Here is a 24,082-nt window from a genome sequence, read left to right on the forward strand (position 1 = left end):
GCCAGCGTCACAAGGGGATCGATATTCCGTGTCATCCGCTCGCCGTCCGCTGCTGACCGCCACCGCCGCGGGCACCCTGCTGTGCGCCCTGTGGTTCGTCCCGTCCGCGAACGCGTCACAGGACACCTCGGCCAGAGCGGGCGCGGAAGTCTCCGCCACGCACCTGGCCCAGCAGGCCAGGGCGGTGACGGCGGCCGCCGGCGAGGACGATCCCCAACTCGCCGACACCGGAGGCCCGGACACCACGCCGTACGTCGTCGGCGGCACGCTCTTCCTCGGGGTGGGCGCCGGGTTCGTGGTCTATTCGGTACGCCGCGAACGCATGGACTTTTAATTCCTCTTGACGAATCCTTGACGGTCCGCACATAGTTCGCCCATGGAGAGATCGTCGGGCGTACGGCCGTGCGCCGCCGCGGTGGTGGGCGCGCTGTCGTTCGTCCTTGTCACGGGCTGTTCCGGCGGGGAGCCGGGCGGGGATGCGAAGGGTTCCGGTACGGCCGCGAAGGCGCTCGGCACCGCGGAGTTGAACAAGCTGATCATCACCCAGCGCGACGTCCCGGGGTACGCGGTGGGACCGGTGTCGGCCGGCCGCGCCGAGCCGATCACGACCGACAGCACGGCGTGCCGGCCGCTGGTCCGTGTGATGAGCGGGCTCCCGCCGGTCGACGCGGCGGCGCGAACCGGCCGTCTGGCGACTCAGAACAAGAAGAGGAGTCCCGCGGCGAAGCCCACTTCACTGGACGACCTCGACAAGGGCGCGTTCGAGGAGACGATGCGCAAGTCGCTGGACCGGGACGTCACCACGGTCACCCTGGCCTCGTACGAGGGGGACGGCGCCGAGAAGGCCCTCGCGTCGGTCTCCGCCGCCGTGCAGTCCTGCACGGGCGGCTTCCCCGGCGAGCAGGCGGGGACGACGGTGCGTTTCACGAAGGTCGCCGAGGAGAAGGCGACGGGCACCGGGGACGGTGCGGTGGCGTTCACCGCGACCCTGAACTCGGACGAGGGCGACGCGGCCCCCGTCCATGCCGAGGTCGTCCGGCTCGGGAACATCCTGTCGGTGTACTTCACCTCGAACCTGGGCGCGATGATGGCGAAGCAGGCGTACACCGTGTCGCCGGAGGTCGTCAAAGCGCAGCAGGCCCGGCTGAGGTGACGAGCAAACGGACAGGGGCCCCGCACTCGGCGGGGCCCCTGCTGTCGTGCCGGGACGTCACCGCAGCGGGCCGGTGACCGCCTCCACCGCGGCGACGAGGTGCCCACCGCGCACGAACGCGTCGGCGGCGGCGAGGTCGGGCGCCAGGAACCGGTCGGGACCGGGGCCCTGCACGCCTGCCGCGCGGGCGGCCTCGATGACGGCCTGCGAGGCGGGTGCCGGAGCCAGGCCCGCGCGCAACTCGATGGCGCGGGTGGCCGCGTACAGCTCGACGGCGATGATCCGGGTGAGGTTGTCCACGGCGGTGCGCAGCTTGCGCGCGGCGGACCAGCCCATGGACACGTGGTCCTCCTGCATGGCGGAGGACGGGATGGAGTCCGCCGAGGCCGGTACGGCGAGCCGCTTCATCTCGCTGACCAGCGCGGCCTGCGTGTACTGGGCGATCATCAGCCCGGAGTCGACACCGGCGTCGTCGGCGAGGAACGGCGGCAGGCCGTGGCTGCGGTTCTTGTCCAGCAGCCGGTCGGTACGGCGCTCGGCGATCGAGCCGAGGTCGGCCGCCGCGATGGCGAGGAAGTCCAGCACGTAGGCGACGGGCGCGCCGTGGAAGTTGCCGTTGGACTCCACGCGCCCGTCGGGCAGCACGACCGGGTTGTCGACGGCGGAGGCCAGCTCGCGCTCGGCGACCAGCCGGGCGTGCGCCATGGTGTCGCGGCCGGCACCGGCCACCTGCGGGGCGCACCGCACCGAGTAGGCGTCCTGGACGCGCGGGGCGTCGTCCTGGTGGTGCCCGGTGAGGCCCGAACCCTTCAGCACCGCCAGCATGTTGGCGGCCGAGGCTCCCTGCCCCGGATGCGGCCGGATCGCGTGCAGCTCGGGCGCGAGCACCTTGTCGGTGCCGAGCAGCGCCTCCAGGCTGAGAGCGGCGGTGACGTCGGCGGACTTGTAGAGGGTGTCGAGGTCGGCGAGTGCCATGACCAGCATGCCGAGCATGCCGTCGGTGCCGTTGAGGAGGGCCAGACCCTCCTTCTCGCGCAGCTCGACCGGCTGGATCCCGTGCTCGGCGAGCAGCTCACCGGCGGGCCGTACGACGCCGTCGGGCCCCTCCGCGTCCCCCTCGCCCATGAGGGTCAGGGCGCAGTGGGACAGGGGGGCCAGGTCGCCGGAGCAGCCGAGGGAGCCGTACTCGTGCACGACCGGGGTGATCCCGGCGTTCAGAACGTCGGCCATGGTCTGCGCGACCTCGGGCCTCACGCCGGTGTGCCCGGAGCAGACGGTCTTCAGCCGCAGGAACATCAGGGCCCGCACGACTTCCCGCTCGACCCGCGGCCCCATCCCGGCGGCGTGCGAGCGGACGATGTTGCGCTGCAGCTGGGCGCGCAGTTCCTGGCTGATGTGCCGGGTCGCCAGGGCGCCGAAGCCGGTGGAGACGCCGTAGACCGGGTCCGGCTTGGCCGCCAGCGCGTCCACGATCTCGCGCGCCGCCGCCAGGGCCGCCACCGCCTCGGCCGACAACTCGACACGGGCACCGCCGCGCGCCACGGCGAGCACGTCGGACGCCGTGACACCCGACGTCCCCACCACCACAGTGTGCATATCCATATTCAGGAGCGTACGCATTGAATGTGGCGATGTCACTAGTGGGGACCGGGGGTGACCCTTACCCCGGGATGTGTCCTTCGCCTCACGGCCGACGCCCCCGGAACCGGCGCCGCTCGGCGGGCGCCAGGTGCGGCGGCTCGTCGGCCAGCCGTACGACCGGATCCCCCGGCCCCTCCCGGCCCGCGACCACCGGCCGGTCCGCGCGCAGCGCCTTGGCCCGGTACTGGGCGGCGTCGGCGAGCCGGAACAGCCGCCGGGCGTCCCGCACCTCCCCGATCGGGTCCTCGGTGGAGGCGACCCCGCACGCCACCCCTTCCCCCAGTTCCAACTCCCCTGCCCTGCGGCACAGTTCGTCGGCGGTCTTGACCACGTCGTCGGCCGGCGGACCGACGGCCAGCAGACAGAACTCGTCCCCGCCGAGCCGCGCCACCAGCGCGCCCGGCACCATCGCGCCGCACAGCGACAGCACCGAGCCGAAGCGCTCCAGCAGCCGGTCGCCGACGGCGTGCCCGAGGGTGTCGTTGACCCGCTTCAGACCGTTCAGATCGCAGACCACCAGACTGACGACCACACCCTCCCTCCGGTGCCGCTCGACGGCCTCCCCCAGACGGACGTCCACGGCACGGCGGTTGGCGAGCCCGGTGAGGGCGTCGGTGTACGCCAGCCGGCGGGCCTCCTCCAGCCGCTCGGTCTGCGCGAGCCCGGCGGCGACGACGGCGGCCAGCACGGTGGCGAAGTCGGCGTCGCCGCGATCGAAGACGGGGGCCTTGACGGCACGGGCGACGTACAACTCGCCCCAGGCCCGGCCGTGCAGCACGACCGGCGCGACCACACAGCACCCCCGGCCCCGGCGGCGCAGGGCGGCGACCCGCTGATGGAAGTACCCCGGGGTACCGGCGGCGGTCCCCTCGGCCGTCTCCACCCACGCGTTCGGCCCGCGCCCTCCGGCCCACCGCTCGTGCAGGAACTCGGTGATCTCCGGGAACTGGTGCACCGGATACGCCTCGGACTCGGGAAACTCCTCCTCGTCCGGGCGCCGGTCCCCCACGTTCACGAGGACCCGCAGCCGGCCGAGCTCCCGCTCCCACACCGACAGCGCGGCGAAACTGCCGTCCAGCGCGCGGCAGGCGCCGCGCGCGGCGGCCTGCCACGAGTCCCGCGGGGTGCGTGCCGCCGCCATTCCCTGAGCCAGCGCCACGACTGCGGCCAGCCGCTCGTCCTCAGCCATTACTCCAGGTTAGGGATGATTTGGGGTGATCGGGACATGGATGGGGCGATCAGGTGGATGACTGTGCCCACGAGCTGTCATCTGCCGCACAGCGACACCGACCCGCGCCCCTCACGGGGTGCTTCACTCCCCCGGCCACTGCGGCTTGCGCTTCTCGTTGAAGGCCGCCACGCCCTCCGCCCGGTCGCCCGAGAAGGCCACGGTCCGCCAGGCCGCGTCCTCGACCTCCAGGCCCGCCCGGAGATCCAGCCCGTGCCCGAGCCGCAGCGCGCGCTTGGCGGCCCGCAGACCGACGGGGGAGTTGCCGGCGATGCGAGCGCCCACCTCCAGCGCCTCCTCCCGATCCCGGCCCTCCTCCACCAGCCGGTCCACGAGTCCGAGTTCGGCCGCCTCCGCGGCCTCCACCCGTCGCGCCGAGAAGATCAGCTCGGCGGCCCGCGCCGCACCGACCCGCCGCGGCAGCAGCTGCGTGCCGCCACCCCCGGGGATCACGCCCACCGACACCTCCGGCAGCCCCACCACCGCCGTACGGTCGGCCACGATCAGGTCGCAGGACAGGGCCAGCTCGAAACCCCCGCCCAGCGCGAAGCCGTGCACCGCCGCGATCGTCGGCATCGGCAGCTCGAGCACCCCGGTGTACGCCCCGCGGGTCACCGGGCGCTGCCGCCGCAGATCGGCGTCGCTGAAGGAGTTCCGCTCCTTCAGGTCCGCCCCGACACAGAACGCCCGCTCATGGGACGAGGCCAGCACCACCACGCGCGCGTCCCGGTCGTCGGCCAGCGCCGCGCACGCACCCGCCAGGGAGCGGGCCATCTCCGTCGAGACCGCGTTCATGGCCTTGGGCCGGTCCATGACCAGCTCCGCGACATGCCCGTGCCGCCGCACCAGCACGTACTCCCCGAACCGCTCCTCGCTCATGACACCCTCCGGCTCACGTGTTAACGCGGGTTAACGCACTCTCGGCCCGATCATCGCAGCCGCACCCGATCCCGGGAAAGTCCAGGGGGCTACACCCGTTCGAGTGACATCCCGACTGTCTCGCCGCAGATCACCCACAGGAACGCATAGCGTGCGTCCGCCACTGCGGGGAGGGAAACCATGACACCGATACCGGACGAGACCGCAGACGCCGATGTGACCGGCGAGCCCGTCCCGCACCGCGGACGCCACCGCAAGCCACGCCCCCGCAAGGTCCTGCTCGCCGCCGGCGGTCTCGCCCTGGCGGCTGGGGTGCTCAGCCTGGTGCGGATCGCACCGGAGTCGGGCGTGGGCGTCCCCGGGACGGCGGAGGCCGAGCCCCGCGCCGGCGCGAACGGCAGCGCCACGGACCACGCGACGAACACCGTCGCCACGGTCTCCGCCACCCCCACCGCACCACCGTCGGCGACCTCCGTCATGGGCGGCAGCGGCCCCACACCACTCAGCACCGGGTCACCCGGAACCACCACGCACCCGACCACGCCCGGCACGCAGTCCGGAGCCGGCACGGCACCGACCGCCGCCCCGACAGGCCGCACCCCACTCCCCGGCACCACACCGCGGCCCACGACGCCGACGTCCGCCCCACGCCCGGCCCCGACCACCCCGACGCCGAGTCGGAGCGCGCCCGCCCAGGGTCCCGGCGGCCTGTGCGTCCCGGTGCTGGGCCTGTGCGTGGACGTGCTGGGCGGCACCGGCCACTAGGGGACCTCGGGTGTACCCGGCCAAGAGGTACCTAGGACTGCCCGTCACGACGGTTCAGCAGCCAGGGCTCGACCACGCCCAGCCCACGCACCGGACGCTGCCACATCGGCTGGAGAGCGAACCGGTACTTCGGCGGCTCCTCGCCCTCCTTCTCGGCGGCCGCAGCGGCCTCGGCGGCCTCGGCCTCGGAGGCGGGGGCCTCGCCGGTGCGGATCATTTCCTCGGCGAAGGCGCTGTCCACCAGCACGGCGTCCCGGGGGGCTATGGAGGTCAGCCGGGAGGCCAGGTTCACCGTCGTACCGAACACATCACCCATACGGGTGGTGACCGTGCCGAAGGCCATGCCGACCCGCAGCTCCGGCATCGTCTCGTCGTTCGCCAGCGTCTCGACCAGCCGCAACGCGATGTCGGCGGCCGTACCCGCGTCGTCCGCCGCGTAGAGCACCTCGTCCCCGAGGGTCTTGATGAGCCGCCCGCCACGCGCCGCCACCAGATCGGCGGCAGTGGTCTCGAACGCCTCGACCAGTTCCCCGAGCTCTTCCTCCTCCATCCGGCGGGTCAGCCGAGTGAACCCCACCAGATCGGCGAAGCCGACGGCGAGCCGCCGGTCGACCATCTCCTCGTCATCGGCCGACTGCACGACCCGCCCGGCCGAGGCGGCGAGCTGCCGCCGCCACACATAGACGAGAAACTCCTCCAGCTCGGGCAGGAGCAGCTCGACGATCGGATACGTCACCTCGGTACGGGTCATGCCGGGCTCGGGCGGCTCCGTCAGGCCCTCCAGGAACGAATCCATCTGCCACTCGGCCAACCGGGCGGTGGTCTGCCCCGTGGACCGCGCGACCTGCACCGCCATGGCCTCGCTGAGCAGTCCCGCCTCGACCAGGCCGGCGAGCCGGCGCAGGGCGAGCACATCGGCCTCGGTCAACGCCTTGGCCTGCCCGATGTCCGCGAACCCCATCGCCCGCCAGAACCGCGAGGCCAGCTCCATGGACACACCGGCGCTACGGGCCGCCTGGAACGGCGTATAGCGGCGCTCGGCGCCCAGAATGAGCTGCTCGAGGCGCAGGGCCAGCGGGTCCTCGCCGGAGTCGGCGGCGTCCGCGCCCGCGCCGGAGCCCGTGTCGTCGACGGTCACGCCTGCTGCCCTTCCGATCTGCCGCGGTCACGTTCCGACCGGCCTCAACTCTACGGCAGGTGTGCGCCAGCTCACTCCGTCGGGTTCGGCCGGGCGTTCGCCTCCCGGCACCGGATGCGCCGACCGGCGTCACCCCCGGGCCGCGTTCCCGGGCCCCGCATCGGAGCAGGTCCGCGCGGTACCTCGCGGTACCCGGCCACGGCTCCGTGGTGGCCGGTCGCGCAGTTCCCCGCGCCCCGGCGGGGCACCGCGGGAGCGTCACGGAGCGGGCGAGCGGCGCGGGCACCCCGCACCGCCACCGCTCCGCGCCTACACCGCCCGCAGATGCACGATGTCCCCCGCCCCCACGGGTTCCTGCACCCCCGCCTCCGTAGCGATGACCAGCCGCCCGTCCCCGTCCACAGCCACGGCCTCGCCCACGAGCGAACGATCCCCCGGCAGCTCCGCCCGCACCGTGCGCCCCAACGTCGCGCACCCCGCCGCGTACGTCTCCTGAAGCCCGCTGACGGCCGGATCACCCCCGGCGGCCCGCCACCGCCCGTACCAGTCCTCCAGCGCCCGCAGCACCGCCCGCAGCAACGCATCCCGGTCCGTCCCCACCGCCCCGGCCAGTGCCAGCGACCCGGCCTGCGGCACCGGCAGCTCCTCCGCCCGCAGCGTGACGTTGATGCCCACGCCCATGACCACACCGTCCGCACCGGCCCGCTCGGCGAGGATGCCCCCCGCCTTGCGCTCCTGCCCGCCCACCGTGACCAGCAGGTCGTTCGGCCACTTCAGCGCCGTGTCCACGCCCGCCGCCCGCGCCAGCCCGGTCGCCACGGCGACCCCGGTGAGCAGCGGCAGCCACCCCCACCGGGCCACCGGAACCTCGGCGGGCCGCAGATACACGGAGAAGAACAGCCCGGACCGGGCGGGAGCCGACCACCGGCGGTCCAGCCGGCCCTTGCCCGCCGTCTGCTCCTCCGCCACCAGCACGGCGCCCTCGGCCGCCTTCCCTGCGGCCACCCGGGCGACCAGATCGGAGTTGGTGGAGCCGGTGCGCTGCACCACGTCCACCTCGCTGTACATGCTCCCTTCGCGCACCAGCGCACGCCGCAGTGCCGCGGCGTTCAGGGGCGGACGGTCCAGGTCGGACCAACGGCTGTCGTCTGATGCATCGTGCGGCGTCATGCAAGTCACCCTAGGTGTGGGAAACGCCGCACTGCCGCCCCACCGGCCCAGCACTACTCTACGGATGAGTAACTGTCCCCCCTTTTGAGCAGGCAGGGAGCCGCGATCCCGATGTCCGAGCCGGAAGAGATCGACATCCACACCACCGCGGGCAAGCTCGCGGATCTCCAGCGCCGTATCCAGGAAGCGACGCACGCCGGCTCGGAACGCGCCGTCGAGAAGCAGCACGCGAAGGGCAAGCTGACGGCCCGTGAGCGGGTCGAGCTCCTCCTCGACGAGGGTTCCTTCGTCGAGCTGGACGAGTTCGCCCGGCACCGCTCCACCAACTTCGGGCTGGAGAAGAACCGCCCGTACGGCGACGGCGTGGTCACGGGGTACGGCACGGTCGACGGCCGCCCGGTCGCCGTCTTCTCGCAGGACTTCACCGTCTTCGGCGGCGCCCTGGGCGAGGTCTACGGACAGAAGATCGTCAAGGTGATGGACTTCGCGCTGAGGACCGGCTGCCCGGTCATCGGCATCAACGACTCCGGCGGCGCCCGCATCCAGGAGGGCGTGGCCTCCCTCGGCGCCTACGGCGAGATCTTCCGCCGCAACACCCACGCCTCCGGTGTGATCCCGCAGATCAGCCTGGTCGTCGGCCCGTGCGCGGGCGGCGCGGTCTACTCCCCGGCCATCACCGACTTCACGGTCATGGTCGACCAGACCTCGCACATGTTCATCACCGGCCCGGACGTCATCAAGACCGTCACCGGCGAGGACGTCGGCTTCGAGGAACTGGGCGGCGCCCGCACCCACAACACCGCCTCCGGCGTGGCCCACCACATGGCCGGCGACGAGAAGGACGCCATCGAGTACGTCAAGCAGCTGCTGTCGTACCTGCCGTCCAACAACCTCTCCGAGCCCCCGGTCTTCCCGGAGGAGGCGGACCTCGCCGTCACCGACGAGGACCGCGAGCTGGACACCGTCGTCCCGGACAGCGCGAACCAGCCGTACGACATGCACACCGTGATCGAACACGTCTTGGACGACGGCGAGTTCTTCGAGACGCAGGCCCTGTTCGCGCCGAACGTCCTCACCGGGTTCGGCCGCGTCGAGGGCCGCCCGGTCGGTGTCGTCGCCAACCAGCCGATGCAGTTCGCCGGCTGCCTGGACATCGACGCGTCCGAGAAGGCGGCCCGTTTCGTGCGCACGTGCGACGCCTTCAACGTCCCGGTGCTGACCTTCGTCGACGTCCCCGGCTTCCTGCCGGGCGTCGACCAGGAGCACACCGGCATCATCCGGCGCGGCGCCAAGCTGATCTTCGCCTACGCGGAGGCCACGGTCCCGCTCATCACGGTCATCACCCGGAAGGCCTTCGGCGGCGCGTACGACGTCATGGGCTCCAAGCACCTGGGCGCCGACCTCAACCTGGCCTGGCCGACCGCCCAGATCGCCGTGATGGGCGCCCAGGGCGCGGTCAACATCCTGCACCGGCGCACCATCGCCGAGGCGGAGTCCGCCGGACGGGGTGAGGACACCCGGGCCCGGCTGATCCAGGAGTACGAGGACACCCTCCTCAACCCCTACGTCGCGGCCGAGCGCGGCTACGTCGACGCGGTGATCATGCCGTCCGACACCCGTTCCCACATCGTCCGCGGCCTGCGTCAGCTGCGCACCAAGCGGGAATCCCTTCCTCCGAAGAAGCACGGCAACATCCCCCTGTAAGGAGCCGCTGTGACGATCAGAGTCGTACGGGGCAACCCGACCCCGGAGGAGCTGGCCGCCGCCCTGGCGGTGGTCCGCGCCCGCGCCGCGGCGGCAGCGGCCCAGCCGCCCGGCGCCGAGGGTCCGAGGGACGCCTGGTCGGACCCGTCGCGGATCGCGGCGGCCCGCCTTCCGCAGCCGGGGCCGGCGTCCTGGACCCGTACCTACTGGCCGAGCTGAGGACGCGCGAGCCGGCCGGGCGCCAATTGAGTACACGTACTCAGGCGCCCGCCCGGCGCATGGCCGCAGTCTGGACGAATGCTGTGGTCAGACCCGGAGGACGAGCCGCCGAAAGAACTGCGCGAGACGGAGCACATGCTCCGGCGGCTCGGCTTCCTCATGGCCCTGGCGATGGTCCTGGCCATGCTCGTGATCGGCCTGCGGTGAACGCGCGGCCCGCGAGGTGAGCCGACCGGCGCCCCGCCGCTAACCTGGCCGCATGACCGCTACGCGCCGCAGGCGACTCGTGCTCGCATCGCAGTCCCCCGCCCGGCTGGGCCTCCTGAGGCAGGCCGGCCTCGACCCCGAGGTGATCGTCAGCGGGGTGGACGAGGATGCCGTCACCGCACCCACGCCGGCCGAGCTGGCGCTCGCTCTGGCCGAGGCGAAGGCCTCGGTCGTGGCGGCGAAGCCCGAGGTGCAGGGTGCCCTGGTGATCGGCTGCGACTCGGTGCTGGAGCTGGACGGACAGCCCCTCGGCAAGCCCGCCGACGCCGAGGAGGCCACCGCCCGCTGGAAGGCGATGCGCGGGCGGGCCGGCACCCTCCAGACGGGGCACTGCATCTGGGACACGCGGGCCAAGCGGTACGTGTCCGGGACCGCGTCCACCGTGGTCCGCTTCGGCGAGCCCACCGACGAGGAGATCGCGGCGTACGTGGCCTCCGGCGAACCCCTCTACGTCGCCGGGGCCTTCACCCTGGACGGCCGTTCGGCGCCGTTCATCGAGGGCATCGAGGGCGACCACGGCAACGTGATCGGCATCAGCCTGCCCCTGGTGCGCAAGCTGCTGGCCGAACTGGGCGTCGGCATCACGGAGTTGTGGTCACCGGCCGAGTGACCTGGGCGGGCACGGAGTCCTGCGGCTCGTCGTCCCCGCCGTCCCCGTCCTGCGGCTCGTCCGCGCGGGGCGCCGGTACGGCCGCCGGGGCCGGGGCCGGCTCGGCCTCGGCCTTCGGGTCGCCACCCGGGCCCGCCGCACCGCCCGGTGCGGTCTCCTGCGGCCCGCCGTCCCGGTCGTACGTCATCAGCAGCAGGACGACGAGGCCGAGCACCACCACCATGAACAGGAACGCCGTCCAGCCGACCAGCCCCCAGGCGAAGGCACCCAGCAGGCCGTGCACGACCGCCACGCTGATCAGCAGGACGCGTCCGAAGCCCGCTGGGGCGCGGTCGCGTACGGCGACCAGGGCGGCCACCAGCGCGCACAGCGCGAAGTAGAGGCCGAAGACGATCCCGCCGATCTTCGAGGACGTCGCCATCACGTTCGGATCGAGGCCGGCCAGGGACATCTTCTGACGGTCGACCACCATGCCGAGGAACCAGTTCAGCGCCGCGATGAAGAACGCCTCCGCCAGAAGGACGATCGTCACGACCCATGCCACCGGTCTGCGCACCACCGGTCCCCACCCACTCTCAAGCCGCGCTCACTGTTACCACAGGTACGTTCGAGTCATCGCGAACGCTACTAACGGGTAAACCCCGGGACAAGGGTTCGCGTGGCAGCAAAGAATCATTGGGCCATTCGTAGGGACTCGACAAAGAAACAGAGTGGGCCGCAGCACGCTCTCACAGAGACCTTGACCACATGACGGGGCTAGGGTTTCCCGGAGGACCCCTGCGTACGACCGTGCGACAAGGGTTTTCGCGGGTCGAGCGCGCCTCGCATCACGCTCCGTGTGGGCAAGCTCACCATTGGGGACGGGTCGAAGTGCCGTGTCGGCAGTCCCTAAACTCGGCTTGTTTCAAGGAGGGAGCCTCAATCGTGCGCAAGGTGCTCATCGCCAACCGTGGCGAAATCGCTGTCCGCGTGGCCCGGGCCTGCCGGGACGCCGGGATCGCGAGCGTGGCCGTCTACGCCGACCCGGACCGGGACGCTCTGCATGTCCGCGCCGCGGATGAGGCGTTCGCCCTGGGCGGTGACACCCCGGCCACCAGTTATCTGGTCATCGACAAGATCCTGAACGCGGCGCGCGAGTCCGGCGCGGACGCCGTCCATCCGGGATACGGCTTCCTGTCGGAGAACGCCGACTTCGCCCAGGCAGTCCTGGACGCCGGCCTCATCTGGATCGGCCCGCCGCCGCAGGCCATCCGCGACCTGGGCGACAAGGTCGCCGCCCGGCACATCGCGCAGCGCGCCGGCGCCCCGCTGGTGGCCGGCACCCCGGACCCGGTCTCCGGTGCCGAGGAGGTCGTGGCGTTCGCCGAGCAGCACGGCCTGCCGATCGCCATCAAGGCCGCCTTCGGTGGCGGTGGCCGCGGCCTGAAGGTCGCCCGGACCCTGGAAGAGGTCCCCGAGCTGTACGACTCCGCCGTCCGCGAGGCGGTCGCCGCCTTCGGCCGTGGCGAGTGCTTCGTCGAGCGGTACCTGGACCGACCGCGGCACGTGGAGACCCAGTGCCTGGCCGACAAGCACGGCAACGTGGTCGTCGTCTCCACGCGTGACTGCTCGCTGCAGCGCCGGCACCAGAAACTGGTGGAGGAGGCCCCGGCGCCGTTCCTCTCCGATGAGCAGGTCGCCGAGCTGTACCGCGCCTCCAAGGCCATCCTGAAGGAGGCCCACTACGAGGGCGCGGGCACGTGCGAGTTCCTGGTCGGCCAGGACGGCACGATCTCCTTCCTGGAGGTCAACACCCGGCTCCAGGTCGAGCACCCGGTGACCGAGGAGGTCTCCGGCATCGACCTCGTGCGCGAGATGTTCCGCATCGCCGACGGCGAGGAGCTGGGCTACGACGACCCGCCGCTGCGCGGCCACTCCTTCGAGTTCCGCATCAACGGCGAGGACCCGGGCCGCAACTTCCTCCCGGCGCCCGGCACGGTGACCCGGTTCGACGCCCCCTCGGGCCCCGGTGTCCGCCTGGACGCGGGCGTGGAGTCCGGCTCGGTCATCGGCCCGGCCTGGGACTCGCTCCTGGCCAAGCTGATCGTGACCGGCCGTACCCGCAAGGAGGCGCTGGAGCGGGCCGCGCGCGCCCTGGACGAGTTCCAGGTCGAGGGCATGGCGACGGCGATCCCGTTCCACCGCACGGTCGTCAGGGACCCGGCGTTCGCCCCCGAACTGACCGGTTCCAGCGACCCGTTCACGGTCCACACCCGCTGGATCGAGACCGAGTTCGTCAACGAGATCAAGCCGTTCGCCGCTCCCGCCGACGTGGAGGCGGAGGAGGACACGAGCCGCGAGACGGTCGTCGTCGAGGTCGGCGGCAAGCGCCTGGAGGTCTCGCTGCCGGCCTCGCTCGGCATGTCGCTGGCCCGCACGGGCCTCGCGGCCGGCGCCAAGCCGAAGCGCCGCGCGGCCAAGAAGTCCGGCCCGGTCGCCTCCGGCGACACCCTCGCCTCCCCCATGCAGGGCACGATCGTGAAGGTCGCGGTCGAGGAGGGCCAGGAGGTCAAGGAGGGCGACCTGGTCGTCGTCCTGGAGGCCATGAAGATGGAGCAGCCGCTGAACGCGCACAAGGCGGGCACCATCAAGGGCCTGACCGCGGAGGTCGGCGCGTCCGTCACCTCCGGCGCCGCGATCTGCGAGATCAAGGACTGACACCGGGACGGAAGTCCCGCAACGGGCGACGAGGTCGGCCCCCGGTAGCACGTACCGGGGGCCGACCTCGCCTCGTTTCCGGGCCTGAGCCGGAGGCGTGGCTCTCGTCGACCAGCCCGCGAAGCCCGCGTCGTACCGGCGGCTCACCTTGTTTCCGGGCGTGGGCCGGCCGCGTGGACCTCGTCGACCGGTTCGTGGAGCGGCCGCCGCCGAGAGACCTCGGTTCCGAGGGCCCTCAGCGTCGCCGCAGGTCGGCGACCCGCCCCCGCTCCGCTCCGGTCTGCTGCTCGCCCATCACCCCGCGCAGCCCGCCTGCCGGAACCCCCCGCCGTGGCCCCGGCAGGGCGGCGCGCCGCGCCGGGGCCTGCTCACCCCCCGGAGAGTTCCCCGCCCCCGCCACAGCGATCTGCACCCCTTGGTCGGCGAGGGCCTGCAGCTCGGTGGCGGCGCGGTCGTCGTGGGTGGGCGGCTCGTCGGTGACCAGGCGGGTGATGAGGTCGGTCGGCACGGTCTGGAACATCGTGTCGGTGCCGAGCTTGGTGTGGTCGGCGAGGACCACGACCTCCGCGGCGGCCTGGACGAGGGCCCGGTCGACGGACGCCGAGAGCATGTTGGACGTGGAGAGTCCACGCTCGGCGGTCAGACCGCTCCCGGACAGGAAGGCCTTCGACACCCGCAGCCCCTGCAGGGACTGCTCGGCGCCGGAGCCGACCAGGGCGTAGTTGGAGCCGCGCAGGGTGCCGCCGGTCATCACGACCTCCACCCGGTTGGCATGGGCCAACGCCTGGGCCACCAGGAGGGAGTTGGTGACGACGGTGAGGCCGGGCACCCGCGCGAGCCGGCGGGCCAGCTCCTGCGTGGTGGTACCCGCGCCGACCACGATGGCCTCGCCCTCTTCGACAAGGCCCGCCGCGAGGTCGGCGATGGCCGTCTTCTCGGCGGTCGCGAGATGGGACTTCTGCGGAAAGCCGGACTCTCGCGTGAACCCGCCCGGCAGTACCGCACCGCCGTGCCGGCGGTCGAGGAGTCCTTCTGCCTCCAGTGCCCGCACGTCCCGCCGTACGGTCACTTCGGAGGTCTGGACGACGCGGGCGAGCTCACGGAGCGACACGGCACCGTTCGCTCGCACCATTTCGAGGATCAATTGGCGACGTTCAGCAGCGAACACGAAACTGACAGTAACCCCGGCGACCGTCTGGTTTCAGCAGTTTGCGCCGAATAACAGAAGTTGTTCGCATGGCACCACGGGAAGTGGTATAGGACCTACCCTCTCCCATCGACCATGCCGGACGCACACGCCGCAACTCCCCGTGACCGGCGGGAAACCCGAACCGGCCGTCAGGCCTCCGCGCCCGCCTTGCGGGTGTGCAGCTGCCGGGCCACCTCCGCGATCGACCCCGAAAGTGAGGGGTACACCGTGAACGCGTTGGCGATCTGTTCGACCGTCAGATTGTTGTCGACGGCGATCGAGACGGGGTGGATCAGTTCCGAGGCACGGGGCGCGACGACCACGCCCCCGACCACGATGCCCGTGCCCGGCCGGCAGAAGATCTTCACGAAGCCGTCCCGGATGCCCTGCATCTTGGCGCGCGGGTTGCGCAGCAGCGGCAGCTTCACCACCCGGGCGTCGATCTTGCCCGCGTCCACGTCCGCCTGCGAGTAGCCGACGGTCGCGATCTCGGGGTCGGTGAAGACGTTCGAGGAGACCGTCTTGAGGTTCAGCGGGGCCACCGCGTCGCCGAGGAAGTGGTACATGGCGATACGTCCCTGCATGGCGGCGACGGACGCGAGTGCGAAGACTCCGGTCACGTCACCGGCCGCATACACGCCGGGAGCGGTCGTCCGGGACACCTTGTCGGTCCAGATGTGACCGGAGTCGCGCAGCTTGACGCCGGCCTCCTCCAGGCCCAGCCCGGCGCTGTTGGGGATGGCGCCGACGGCCATCAGGCAGTGCGTGCCGCTGATGACCCGGCCGTCGGCCAGCGTCACCTCCACCCGGTCGCCGACCCGCTTGGCGGAGGCGGCGCGGGAGCGGGCCATGACGTTCATGCCACGGCGCCGGAAGACGTCCTCCAGCACGGCGGCGGCGTCGGGGTCCTCGCCGGGCAGCACGCGGTCGCGCGACGACACCAGGGTGACCTTGGACCCCAGGGCCTGATAGGCGCCGGCGAACTCGGCACCGGTCACGCCGGAGCCGACCACGATCAGCTCTTCCGGCAGCTCGGTGAGGTCGTAGACCTGGGTCCAGTTCAGGATGCGCTCGCCGTCGGGCCTGGCGTCGGGCAGCTCGCGCGGGTGACCACCGGTGGCGATGAGGACGGCGTCGGCGGTGAGAGTCTCCTCGGTGCCGTCGGCGGCGGTGACGACGACCTTCCGGGACCCGTCGAGGGCCTGCATGCCCTCCAGCCGGCCGCGCCCGCGCATCACCCGGGCGCCGGCGCGGGTCACGGAGGCGGTGATGTCGTGCGACTGCGCGAGGGCGAGCCGCTTCACCCGCCGGTTCACCTTCCCGAGGTCGACCCCGACCACTCGGGCCGCCTGCTCCAGCGGCGGGGTGTCGTCGGCGACGATGATGCCCAGCTCCTCGTACGAGGAGTCGAAGGTCGTCATGACCTCGGCCGTAGCGATAAGGGTCTTCGACGGCACGCAGTCGGTGAGCACCGACGCTCCGCCCAGACCGTCGCAGTCGACGACGGTCACCTCCGCCCCGAGCTGGGCGGCCACCAGGGCCGCTTCGTATCCGCCGGGTCCGCCACCGATGATCACGATCCGAGTCACGTACTCCATTGTCCCGCACCCATCAAGGTGCTACTGCCCGGGGGCGCACGGAAGCTTCCGATCGGGACACGAGTGACGCACGTCCCCCTGCCGTACCCTCTCCCCATGTCGCTCTATGCCGCGTACGCCGGCAACCTCGACGCGCGCCTGATGTCCCAGCGCGCCCCGCACTCGCCGCTGCGCGCCACGGGCTGGCTGAACGGCTGGCGGCTGACGTTCGGCGGCGAGCAGCTGGGCTGGGAGGGCGCGCTGGCGACGATCGTCGAGGACCCGCTCGCGCAGGTCTTCGTCGGCCTGTACGACATCGCACCCCTGGACGAGGAGTCCCTCGACCGGTGGGAGGGCGTGGGCCTCGACCTCTACCGGCGCGTACGCGTGCGGGTGCACACCCTCGACGGCGAGGAGGCGGCGTGGACGTACGTCCTCAACGCCTACGAGGGCGGGCTTCCGTCGGCGCGCTACCTCGGGGAGATCGCCGACGCGGCGGAGTCGGCGGGGGCACCGCACGACTACGTGATGGAGCTGCGGAAGCGGCCCTGCTGAGCACCGGGCGGTGCACGGGTTCGTCGGAAACGACAAGACAACGAAAGCAATCCCGTGACGTCTGTCATCTACGCGCGTAGGCGAAGAGCGGCTACCCTCGTGCACGTGAACGCATCTCTTCTTCCGGACGACATCCAGGGCGACCCGTACGCCGCCGCCGACGCCGCCGCCGCGCGCCTGCGCACCCTCACCGGCGCCGAGACCCACGACGTCGCCCTCGTGATGGGCTCCGGCTGGGCGCCGGCCGTCGACGCCCTGGGCGCCCCCGACGCCGAGTTCCAGGTCACCGAGCTGCCAGGCTTCCCGCCGCCGGCCGTCGAGGGGCATGGCGGCAAGGTCCGCTCGTACTCCTTCGGTGACAAGCGCGCCCTGGTCTTCCTGGGCCGCACGCACTACTACGAGGGCCGTGGCGTGGCCGCCGTGGCCCACGGTGTGCGTACTGCCGTGGCGGCGGGCTGCAAGACCGTCGTCCTCACCAACGGCTGCGGCGGCCTGCGCGCGGGCATGCGCCCCGGCCAGCCGGTCCTGATCAGCGACCACATCAACCTGACGGCCACCTCCCCGATCGTCGGCGCGAACTTCGTGGACCTCACCGACCTGTACTCCCCGCGTCTGCGCGCCCTGTGCAAGGAGATCGACCCCACCCTGGAGGAGGGCGTCTACGCACAGTTCCCCGGCCCGCACTACGAGACCCCGGCCGAGATCCGCATGGCCCGCGTCATGGGCGCGGACCTGGTCGGCATGTCCACCGTCCTCGAGGCCATCGCCGCGCGCGAAGCGGGCGCCGAGGTCCTGGGGATCTCCCTGGTCACCAACCTGGCGGCAGGCATGACCGGCGAACCCCTGAACCACGAGGAGGTCCTCCAGGCGGGCCGCGACTCGGCGGCGCGGATGGGCGAGCTGCTGGGACAGGTACTGGGCAAGCTGTAGGCGCGGCACAGGCCTCGGCTCCGGGAGGGGCAGGGGGGCCGACGCCGGGCGCGGCGCGGGGACCGGACCACCGGGTGCCGGACGAAGGCCGGAACATGCCGGACGAAGGCCGGAACACCGGGCGCCGGGCGAAGGCCGGTGGGGCGCAAGTTCCCTCGGCCCGCCCAGCCGACCGAGCCGGGTGGGCGAGGTCGGGCGAAACGGTCCACTGGGGGCAAATCCCCAGTGGACCAGGCAAACACGGAGAGGTTGATCCCAAGGTGCACGACGATCTCATCGCCCGGGCCGAGGCTTGGCTCGCCGAGGACCCCGACCGGGAGACTCGCGACGAACTCGCCGAGCTGATCGGGGCCGGCGACGTCAAGGAACTGTCGGCCCGCTTCAGCGGCACGCTGCAGTTCGGCACCGCCGGTCTGCGGGGCGAACTCGGCGCGGGCCCCATGCGCATGAACCGCAGCGTCGTCATCCGGGCCGCCGCCGGCCTCGCCGCGTACCTGAAGAAGAACGGCGGGACGGGCGGCCTCGTCGTCATCGGCTACGACGCCCGCCACAAGTCCGCCGACTTCGCCCGCGACACCGCCGCCGTGATGACCGGCGCCGGCCTGCGCGCCGCCGTACTCCCCCGCCCGCTCCCCACCCCCGTCCTGGCGTACGCCGTACGGCACCTCGGCGCAGTCGCGGGCGTCGAGGTCACCGCCAGCCACAACCCGCCCCGGGACAACGGCTACAAGGTCTACCTCGGCGACGGCTCCCAGATCGTGCCGCCCGCCGACGCGGAGATCGCCGCCGAGATCGCCGCGATCGCGAGCCTGCACGACGTACCGCGTCCACGGTCCGGCTGGGAGACCCTGGACGAGTCGGTCCTGGAGGCGTACCTGGCGCGTACGGACGCCGTCCTGGACGCCGGCTCCCCCCGCACCGCCCGCACCGTCTACACGGCCATGCACGGCGTCGGCAAGGACGTTCTGCTCGCCGCCTTCGCCCGCGCCGGCTTTCCCGAGCCGGCCCTGGTCGCCGAGCAGGCCGAGCCGGACCCGGACTTCCCGACGGTCGCCTTCCCGAACCCGGAGGAGCCGGGCGCGATGGACCTGGCGTTCGCCCGGGCCCGTACGACCGAGCCCGACCTGATCATCGCCAACGACCCCGACGCCGACCGGTGCGCCGTGGCCGTCAAGGACGGCGAGGACTGGCGGATGCTGCGCGGTGACGAGGTCGGCGCGCTGCTCGGCGCACATCTCGTGCGGCGCGGAGCCACCGGGGTGTTCGCCGAGTCGATCGTCTCCTCCTCCCTGCTGGGCCGTATCGCCGGGAAGGCGGACCTGCCGTACGAGGAGACCCTGACCGGCTTCAAGTGGATCGCCCGCGTGGACGGCCTGCGCTACGGCTACGAAGAGGCCCTGGGCTACTGCGTGGACCCCGAGGGCGTGCGCGACAAGGACGGCATCACGGCGGCCCTGCTCGTCACCGAGCTGGCTTCGGTGCTGAAGGAGGACGGCCGTACCCTCCTCGACCTGCTGGACGACCTCGCCGTGGAGCACGGCTTGCACGCCACCGACCAGCTCTCGGTCCGCGTCCAGGACCTCTCGCTCATCGCGGACGCGATGCGCCGTCTGCGCGAACAGCCGCCGACCGAGCTGGCGGGCCTGGCCGTCGTCCGTGCCGAGGACCTCTCACAGGGCACGGACCGGCTTCCGCCGACGGACGGGCTGCGGTACACCCTCGAGGGCGCCCGTGTGATCGTCCGCCCGAGCGGCACCGAGCCGAAGCTGAAGTGCTACCTGGAGGTCGTGGTTCCGGTCCCGGACCGCACCACCCTCCCCTCCGCCCGCACCCGAGCGACGGAGCTCCTCGACGCGGTCAAGCGAGACCTGTCGGCAGCGGCCGGCATCTGAGCCGGGGACGCGCACGGACGCGGGGCAGGGCTGGGGGCGCTCCTTCGGGGGCGCCCCCTTCTCACCGTTCCCAGCCGTCGGCGGATCACTGGAGTCCCAGCAGTCACAGGGAATCGAGCCATGGGGGTTCGGGTTCGGCCATCCCGCGTCGGTCGCCGGGCCCCTTGCACCTCACCGCGTGCTCCCGTCCCGGCCGACCCTCACCCCGAACCCAGCAGGATCCCCAGGAGCACCGCGCCCGCCGCCGCCGGAGCGATCACCTCGTAGGCCCAGCGCACGGTGACCTCGCCCTGGGCCGTCTCCTCCTCGCCCCGGCGGTCCAGGAATTCGCGGAGTTCGTCCATGACCTGGTCGCCCTCGGCGCGGGCCGGGCCGGACGGGGCCGCGGCCGCGCCGCTGAAGGAACCCATGCCGCCGAAGCCGCCCGCGCCCCGCATGCCGCCGAAGCCGCGCCGCGTCGGGTCCGCGCCCCGCGCCGCATCCGCCGCCGCCCGGGCCTTGCGCATCTCAGCCTTCTTGCGGGCCCGCAGCGACACCGGAATCGACCAGAGCTGGTACTTGGTGCCGGACTTCGCCACGACCTCGTTGGAGAAGCCGGAGCGCAGCGAGGCCACCTCGCCCCAGGGGAGGCTGATCACCCGGAACGGGTTGCGCACCCGCAGCCGGTCCTCGCCCGCGAAGACCGCCGGGCGGAGGGTGAAGGCGATCACCAGCGGCACGATCAGGATCAGCGCGGCCAGCGCCAGCCACGGCGTGCGGCCATGGCCCTGGAACAGCGCGTCGAAGCCGAGCCAGCCGATGACGAGCAGCAGCAGCACGCCGCCGATCAGCGCCAGGGGCGAGCGGTAGATCCGGTCCTTGGTTCCGGACGCCGACGGCTGTGACGCGGGTGACGGGTGGTCGGGGGTGGTCATGGGCCAAGTCTGCACGACACCGTCGGCGACGCCGTCACCTGCCCCGCAACCGGCGCTCATCCGTGATCTCCGAGCGCCGGAGGGGGCGCGAGGCGGGAGGTGGGACGGGCCCGGATGCCCTTCGGGGGCTATACATCCGCTACGCGCGTAGATATGCTCGTGTGGTGACCATGCCCACCTCTGCACTCACAGCACACTCCCCCACGGCTGAACGCGTGGGCGGTACCCCCATCGCCGACGTCACCGCGTCCGACAGCACGCTGCGCCGCTTCCTGCACGGGCTGCCCGGCGTCGACGCGGTCGGTCTGGAGGCGCGCGCCGCGTCTCTCGGCACCCGTTCCATCAAGACCACCGCGAAGGCGTACGCCATCGACCTCGCCATCTCGATGGTCGACCTGACGACGCTGGAAGGCGCGGACACCCCGGGCAAGGTCCGGGCGCTCGGCGCCAAGGCGGTCCGCCCCGACCCCACGGACCGTACGACCCCGGCCACGGCCGCCGTCTGCGTCTACCCCGACATGGTGGCCGTCGCCAAGGAGGCCGTCGCCGGTTCCGGCGTGAAGGTCGCCTCGGTCGCCACAGCCTTCCCGGCCGGCCGCGCCGCCCTCGACGTGAAGCTGGCCGACGTGCGCGACGCCGTCGCCGCCGGCGCCGACGAGATCGACATGGTCATCGACCGGGGCGCGTTCCTCGCCGGCAAGTACCTGAAGGTGTACGACGAGATCGTCGCCGTGAAGGAGGCCTGCGGCGCGTCCGCCCGGCTCAAGGTCATCTTCGAGACCGGCGAGCTGTCGACGTACGACAACATCCGCCGCGCGTCCTGGCTGGGCATGCTCGCGGGCGCCGACTTCATCAAGACCTCCACCGGCAAGGTCGCGGTCAACGCCACCCCCGCCAACACCCTGCTGATGCTGGAGGCCGTGCGCGACTTCCGCGCCCAGACCGGGGTGCAGGTGGGTGTGAAGCCCGCCGGCGGCATCCGGACCAGCAAGGACGCGATCAAGTTCCTAGTCCTGGTCAACGAGACCGTGGGCGAGGACTGGCTGGACAACCACTGGTTCCGCTTCGGCGCCTCCTCGCTGCTGAACGACCTGCTGATGCAGCGCCAGAAGCTGGCCACCGGCCGCTACTCCGGCCCCGACTACGTGACGGTGGACTGATCGATCATGGTTTTCGAGTACGCACCCGCGCCCGAGTCCCGCTCGGTCGTCGACATCGCGCCCTCCTACGGCCTTTTCATCGACGGCGAGTTCGTCGACGCGGCCGAAGGCAAGGTCTTCAAGACCGTCAGCCCGTCGACGGAGGAAGTCCTCTCCGAGGTCGCCCAGGCGGGTGCCGAGGACGTCGACCGCGCCGTCCGGGCCGCACGCAAGGCCTTCGAGAAGTGGTCGGCGCTGCCCGGTTCCGAGCGCGCCAAGTACCTGTTCCGCATCGCCCGGATCATCCAGGAGCGCAGCCGTGAGCTGGCCGTCCTGGAGACGCTGGACAACGGCAAGCCGATCAGGGAGACGCGCGACGCCGACCTCCCGCTGGTCGCCGCGCATTTCTTCTACTACGCCGGCTGGGCCGACAAGCTCGGCCACGCCGGCTTCGGCCCGGCCCCGCGGCCCCTCGGCGTCGCCGGCCAGGTCATCCCCTGGAACTTCCCCCTGCTGATGCTCGCGTGGAAGATCGCCCCGGCGCTCGCGACCGGCAACACGGTCGTCCTGAAGCCCGCGGAGACCACCCCGCTCTCGGCCCTCTTCTTCGCGGACATCTGCCGCCAGGCGGGCCTGCCCAAGGGCGTCGTCAACATCCTGCCGGGCTACGGCGACACGGGCGCCGCGCTCGTCGCGCACCCGGACGTCGACAAGGTCGCCTTCACGGGTTCGACGGCCGTCGGCAAGGAGATCGCCCGCACGGTCGCGGGCACGAGGAAGAAGCTCACCCTCGAACTGGGCGGCAAGGGCGCGAACATCGTCTTCGACGACGCCCCGATCGACCAGGCCGTCGAGGGCATCGTCACGGGCATCTTCTTCAACCAGGGCCAGGTCTGCTGCGCGGGCAGCCGGCTGCTGGTGCAGGAGTCCATCCAGGACGAGCTGCTGGAGTCCCTGAAGCGCAGGCTCTCCACCCTGCGCCTCGGCGACCCGCTGGACAAGAACACCGACATCGGCGCGATCAACTCCGCAGAGCAGCTGGCCCGGATCACCGCGCTGGCCGAGCAGGGCGAGGCGGAGGGCGCCGAGCGCTGGTCCCCGGCCTGCGAGCTGCCGTCCGCCGGCTACTGGTTCGCTCCGACGCTCTTCACGAACGTCACCCAGGCGCACACCATCGCCCGCGACGAGATCTTCGGCCCGGTGCTGTCGGTCCTCACCTTCCGCACCCCGGACGAGGCCGTCGCCAAGGCGAACAACACGCAGTACGGCCTGTCGGCGGGCATCTGGACCGAGAAGGGCTCCCGGATCCTGGCCGTCGCGAACAAGCTGCGCGCCGGTGTCGTCTGGTCCAACACGTTCAACAAGTTCGACCCGACCTCGCCGTTCGGCGGTTACAAGGAGTCGGGCTTCGGCCGCGAGGGCGGCCGCCACGGCCTGGAGGCTTACCTCGATGTCTGACCGTTTGAGCGTCTTCAAGACCTACAAGCTGTACGTCGGCGGGAAGTTCCCGCGTTCCGAGAGCGGCCGGGTGTACGAGGTGACGGACAAGAAGGGCAACTGGCTGGCGAACGTGCCCCTTTCGTCCCGCAAGGACGCCCGTGACGCGGTCGTGGCCGCGCGCAAGGCGTTCGGCGGCTGGTCCGGCGCGACGGCGTACAACCGCGGCCAGGTCCTCTACCGCGTCGCGGAGATGCTGGAGGGCCGGCGCGAGCAGTTCGTGCGCGAGGTGGCCGACGCGGAGGGCCTTTCCAAGTCGAAGGCGGCGGCGGTCGTGGACGCGACCGTCGACCGCTGGGTCTGGTACGCCGGGTGGACCGACAAGATCGCCCAGGTGGTCGGCGGCGCGAACCCGGTCGCCGGGCCGTTCTTCAACCTCTCCTCGCCCGAGCCGACGGGTGTGGTGGCCGTCGTGGCCCCCCAGGAGTCGTCGTTCCTCGGCCTGGTGTCGGTGCTCGCACCCGTGGTCGCCACCGGGAACACGGCCGTCGTGATCGCGAGCGAGAAGGCTCCGCTGCCCGCCCTCTCCCTGGCCGAGGTGCTGGCCACCTCCGACGTGCCGGGCGGAGTGGTCAACATCCTCTCCGGCCGCACGGCCGAGATCGCGACGCCGCTGGCCGCGCACCAGGACGTCAACGCGATCGACCTCGCGGGTGCGGAGGAGACGCTGGCAAGGGAGCTGGAGATCGCCGCGGCCGACAATCTCAAGCGCGTCCTCCGTCCACAGGCTGTGGATTACTTCGAGACGCCGGGGATCGAGCGACTGACGGCGTTCTTGGAGACGAAGACGGTGTGGCATCCGACCGGGGCGCTCGGCGCGACGGGGTCGTCGTACTGACGGGGTCCGGGCGGGGAACTGCGCCGCTTGGCCGACCGCGGGTTGTCCGTGGCTGATCGCGCAGTTCCTCGCCCTCTTGT

The 24,082-nt window shown here is 72.0% G+C and carries 23 protein-coding genes; 14 read left to right on the plus strand and 9 right to left on the minus strand.

Annotated features, from left to right (window positions below; translation table 11 throughout):
- Positions 1-28: 28 nt before the first annotated feature.
- Complete coding sequence (locus AC5WRT_RS03140) at positions 29-334, plus strand: LAETG motif-containing sortase-dependent surface protein (RefSeq protein ID WP_496094590.1); 306 nt, start codon at positions 29-31, stop codon at positions 332-334.
- Positions 335-376: 42 nt separating this feature from the next.
- Positions 377-1,153, plus strand: a complete 777-nt coding sequence (locus tag AC5WRT_RS03145; protein ID WP_496094591.1) for a hypothetical protein — start codon at positions 377-379, stop codon at positions 1,151-1,153.
- Between the two features lie 57 nt (positions 1,154-1,210).
- Here AC5WRT_RS03145 and hutH read toward each other — a convergent pair whose 3' ends face one another.
- The 3 genes from hutH to AC5WRT_RS03160 form a co-directional block, all read right to left on the minus strand.
- Positions 1,211-2,749 (minus strand): histidine ammonia-lyase, encoded by a 1,539-nt coding sequence (gene hutH, locus AC5WRT_RS03150; protein ID WP_496094649.1) that lies wholly within the window; start codon positions 2,747-2,749, stop codon positions 1,211-1,213.
- Positions 2,750-2,837: 88 nt separating this feature from the next.
- Complete coding sequence (locus AC5WRT_RS03155; protein ID WP_496094592.1) at positions 2,838-3,983, minus strand: GGDEF domain-containing protein; 1,146 nt, start codon at positions 3,981-3,983, stop codon at positions 2,838-2,840.
- A 123-nt stretch (positions 3,984-4,106) separates the two neighbouring features.
- Positions 4,107-4,901: an enoyl-CoA hydratase/isomerase family protein gene (locus tag AC5WRT_RS03160; RefSeq protein WP_496099902.1), complete on the minus strand. Its 795-nt coding sequence runs from the start codon at positions 4,899-4,901 to the stop codon at positions 4,107-4,109.
- A gap of 180 nt (positions 4,902-5,081) precedes the next feature.
- On the opposite strand from AC5WRT_RS03160, the gene AC5WRT_RS03165 reads away from it, so the two are divergent.
- On the plus strand, positions 5,082-5,666 hold the full coding sequence (locus tag AC5WRT_RS03165) for a hypothetical protein (RefSeq protein WP_496094594.1): 585 nt from the start codon (positions 5,082-5,084) through the stop codon (positions 5,664-5,666).
- A 31-nt stretch (positions 5,667-5,697) separates the two neighbouring features.
- Here AC5WRT_RS03165 and AC5WRT_RS03170 read toward each other — a convergent pair whose 3' ends face one another.
- Together AC5WRT_RS03170 and AC5WRT_RS03175 are read right to left on the minus strand one after the other, a co-directional pair.
- Positions 5,698-6,804: an adenylate/guanylate cyclase domain-containing protein gene (locus AC5WRT_RS03170; RefSeq protein WP_496094595.1), complete on the minus strand. Its 1,107-nt coding sequence runs from the start codon at positions 6,802-6,804 to the stop codon at positions 5,698-5,700.
- A gap of 309 nt (positions 6,805-7,113) precedes the next feature.
- Positions 7,114-7,974 (minus strand): biotin--[acetyl-CoA-carboxylase] ligase, encoded by an 861-nt coding sequence (locus tag AC5WRT_RS03175; protein ID WP_496099903.1) that lies wholly within the window; start codon positions 7,972-7,974, stop codon positions 7,114-7,116.
- A 111-nt stretch (positions 7,975-8,085) separates the two neighbouring features.
- Here AC5WRT_RS03175 and AC5WRT_RS03180 point away from each other — a divergent pair, with 111 nt between their 5' ends.
- From AC5WRT_RS03180 to AC5WRT_RS03195, 4 genes are all read left to right on the plus strand, one after another.
- Positions 8,086-9,678, plus strand: a complete 1,593-nt coding sequence (locus tag AC5WRT_RS03180; RefSeq protein WP_496094597.1) for an acyl-CoA carboxylase subunit beta — start codon at positions 8,086-8,088, stop codon at positions 9,676-9,678.
- A 9-nt stretch (positions 9,679-9,687) separates the two neighbouring features.
- Positions 9,688-9,897, plus strand: coding sequence for an acyl-CoA carboxylase epsilon subunit (locus AC5WRT_RS03185; protein ID WP_496094598.1), 210 nt, complete (start codon positions 9,688-9,690; stop codon positions 9,895-9,897).
- A 78-nt stretch (positions 9,898-9,975) separates the two neighbouring features.
- Positions 9,976-10,104: a morphogenic membrane protein MmpB gene (gene mmpB, locus AC5WRT_RS03190; RefSeq protein ID WP_496094599.1), complete on the plus strand. Its 129-nt coding sequence runs from the start codon at positions 9,976-9,978 to the stop codon at positions 10,102-10,104.
- A 52-nt stretch (positions 10,105-10,156) separates the two neighbouring features.
- Entirely contained in the window at positions 10,157-10,774 is a 618-nt protein-coding gene (locus AC5WRT_RS03195) for a Maf family protein (RefSeq protein WP_496099904.1), read from the plus strand.
- On the opposite strand, the gene AC5WRT_RS03200 is transcribed toward AC5WRT_RS03195, so the two are convergent.
- Positions 10,746-11,306, minus strand: a complete 561-nt coding sequence (locus tag AC5WRT_RS03200) for a hypothetical protein (RefSeq protein WP_496094601.1) — start codon at positions 11,304-11,306, stop codon at positions 10,746-10,748. The two genes, AC5WRT_RS03195 and AC5WRT_RS03200, sit on opposite strands and share 29 nt — an antisense overlap.
- Positions 11,307-11,698: 392 nt before the next feature.
- Between AC5WRT_RS03200 and AC5WRT_RS03205 the strand changes: the two genes are divergently transcribed.
- Positions 11,699-13,471, plus strand: coding sequence for an acetyl/propionyl/methylcrotonyl-CoA carboxylase subunit alpha (locus tag AC5WRT_RS03205; RefSeq protein ID WP_496094602.1), 1,773 nt, complete (start codon positions 11,699-11,701; stop codon positions 13,469-13,471).
- Between the two features lie 235 nt (positions 13,472-13,706).
- Here AC5WRT_RS03205 and AC5WRT_RS03210 read toward each other — a convergent pair whose 3' ends face one another.
- Together AC5WRT_RS03210 and AC5WRT_RS03215 are read right to left on the minus strand one after the other, a co-directional pair.
- Positions 13,707-14,639, minus strand: coding sequence for a DeoR/GlpR family DNA-binding transcription regulator (locus AC5WRT_RS03210; RefSeq protein WP_496094603.1), 933 nt, complete (start codon positions 14,637-14,639; stop codon positions 13,707-13,709).
- A gap of 170 nt (positions 14,640-14,809) precedes the next feature.
- Positions 14,810-16,258: an NAD(P)H-quinone dehydrogenase gene (locus tag AC5WRT_RS03215; protein WP_496094604.1), complete on the minus strand. Its 1,449-nt coding sequence runs from the start codon at positions 16,256-16,258 to the stop codon at positions 14,810-14,812.
- 96 nt (positions 16,259-16,354) lie between these two features.
- Between AC5WRT_RS03215 and AC5WRT_RS03220 the strand changes: the two genes are divergently transcribed.
- The 3 genes from AC5WRT_RS03220 to AC5WRT_RS03230 all read left to right on the plus strand — a co-directional run bounded on the left by AC5WRT_RS03220 (position 16,355) and on the right by AC5WRT_RS03230 (position 19,614).
- On the plus strand, positions 16,355-16,792 hold the full coding sequence (locus AC5WRT_RS03220; RefSeq protein WP_393858931.1) for a gamma-glutamylcyclotransferase family protein: 438 nt from the start codon (positions 16,355-16,357) through the stop codon (positions 16,790-16,792).
- A gap of 105 nt (positions 16,793-16,897) precedes the next feature.
- The gene (locus tag AC5WRT_RS03225) at positions 16,898-17,722 is read left to right on the plus strand and encodes a purine-nucleoside phosphorylase (RefSeq protein ID WP_496094605.1); all 825 of its coding nucleotides are present in this window, start codon (positions 16,898-16,900) and stop codon (positions 17,720-17,722) included.
- Positions 17,723-17,982: 260 nt separating this feature from the next.
- A complete protein-coding gene (locus AC5WRT_RS03230) occupies positions 17,983-19,614 on the plus strand; it encodes a phospho-sugar mutase (RefSeq protein WP_496099905.1) in 1,632 nt (543 codons plus the stop codon).
- A gap of 200 nt (positions 19,615-19,814) precedes the next feature.
- On the opposite strand, the gene AC5WRT_RS03235 is transcribed toward AC5WRT_RS03230, so the two are convergent.
- The gene (locus AC5WRT_RS03235) at positions 19,815-20,528 is read right to left on the minus strand and encodes a PH domain-containing protein (RefSeq protein ID WP_496094607.1); all 714 of its coding nucleotides are present in this window, start codon (positions 20,526-20,528) and stop codon (positions 19,815-19,817) included.
- A gap of 170 nt (positions 20,529-20,698) precedes the next feature.
- Between AC5WRT_RS03235 and deoC the strand changes: the two genes are divergently transcribed.
- Genes deoC through AC5WRT_RS03250 form a run of 3 tightly spaced genes read left to right on the plus strand, consistent with a single transcriptional unit; the run spans position 20,699 to position 24,002 of the window.
- On the plus strand, positions 20,699-21,688 hold the full coding sequence (gene deoC, locus AC5WRT_RS03240) for a deoxyribose-phosphate aldolase (protein WP_496094608.1): 990 nt from the start codon (positions 20,699-20,701) through the stop codon (positions 21,686-21,688).
- A gap of 6 nt (positions 21,689-21,694) precedes the next feature.
- Positions 21,695-23,125, plus strand: coding sequence for an aldehyde dehydrogenase family protein (locus tag AC5WRT_RS03245; protein ID WP_496094609.1), 1,431 nt, complete (start codon positions 21,695-21,697; stop codon positions 23,123-23,125).
- Positions 23,118-24,002 carry an aldehyde dehydrogenase family protein gene (locus tag AC5WRT_RS03250; protein ID WP_496094610.1) on the plus strand — a complete coding sequence of 295 codons (885 nt, stop codon included), beginning with the start codon at positions 23,118-23,120 and terminating at the stop codon, positions 24,000-24,002. The genes AC5WRT_RS03245 and AC5WRT_RS03250 overlap by 8 nt, the downstream gene beginning before the upstream one ends.
- The last annotated feature ends 80 nt before the right edge of the window (positions 24,003-24,082 follow it).

The organism is Streptomyces sp. NTD91, assembly GCF_059510455.1.

What these genes read in the sequence shown, in the direction of transcription:
- AC5WRT_RS03145 (WP_496094591.1), top strand. Translation starts at nt 377, where the DNA reads ATGGAGAGATCGTCGGGCGTACGGCCGTGCGCCGCCGCGGTGGTGGGC.
- hutH (WP_496094649.1), bottom strand. Translation starts at nt 2,749, where the DNA reads ATGCACACTGTGGTGGTGGGGACGTCGGGTGTCACGGCGTCCGACGTG.
- AC5WRT_RS03155 (WP_496094592.1), bottom strand. Translation starts at nt 3,983, where the DNA reads ATGGCTGAGGACGAGCGGCTGGCCGCAGTCGTGGCGCTGGCTCAGGGA.
- AC5WRT_RS03160 (WP_496099902.1), bottom strand. Translation starts at nt 4,901, where the DNA reads ATGAGCGAGGAGCGGTTCGGGGAGTACGTGCTGGTGCGGCGGCACGGG.
- AC5WRT_RS03165 (WP_496094594.1), top strand. Translation starts at nt 5,082, where the DNA reads ATGACACCGATACCGGACGAGACCGCAGACGCCGATGTGACCGGCGAG.
- AC5WRT_RS03175 (WP_496099903.1), bottom strand. Translation starts at nt 7,974, where the DNA reads ATGACGCCGCACGATGCATCAGACGACAGCCGTTGGTCCGACCTGGAC.
- AC5WRT_RS03180 (WP_496094597.1), top strand. Translation starts at nt 8,086, where the DNA reads ATGTCCGAGCCGGAAGAGATCGACATCCACACCACCGCGGGCAAGCTC.
- mmpB (WP_496094599.1), top strand. Translation starts at nt 9,976, where the DNA reads ATGCTGTGGTCAGACCCGGAGGACGAGCCGCCGAAAGAACTGCGCGAG.
- AC5WRT_RS03195 (WP_496099904.1), top strand. Translation starts at nt 10,157, where the DNA reads ATGACCGCTACGCGCCGCAGGCGACTCGTGCTCGCATCGCAGTCCCCC.
- AC5WRT_RS03215 (WP_496094604.1), bottom strand. Translation starts at nt 16,258, where the DNA reads ATGGAGTACGTGACTCGGATCGTGATCATCGGTGGCGGACCCGGCGGA.
- AC5WRT_RS03220 (WP_393858931.1), top strand. Translation starts at nt 16,355, where the DNA reads ATGTCGCTCTATGCCGCGTACGCCGGCAACCTCGACGCGCGCCTGATG.
- AC5WRT_RS03235 (WP_496094607.1), bottom strand. Translation starts at nt 20,528, where the DNA reads ATGACCACCCCCGACCACCCGTCACCCGCGTCACAGCCGTCGGCGTCC.
- deoC (WP_496094608.1), top strand. Translation starts at nt 20,699, where the DNA reads ATGCCCACCTCTGCACTCACAGCACACTCCCCCACGGCTGAACGCGTG.
- AC5WRT_RS03245 (WP_496094609.1), top strand. Translation starts at nt 21,695, where the DNA reads ATGGTTTTCGAGTACGCACCCGCGCCCGAGTCCCGCTCGGTCGTCGAC.
- AC5WRT_RS03250 (WP_496094610.1), top strand. Translation starts at nt 23,118, where the DNA reads ATGTCTGACCGTTTGAGCGTCTTCAAGACCTACAAGCTGTACGTCGGC.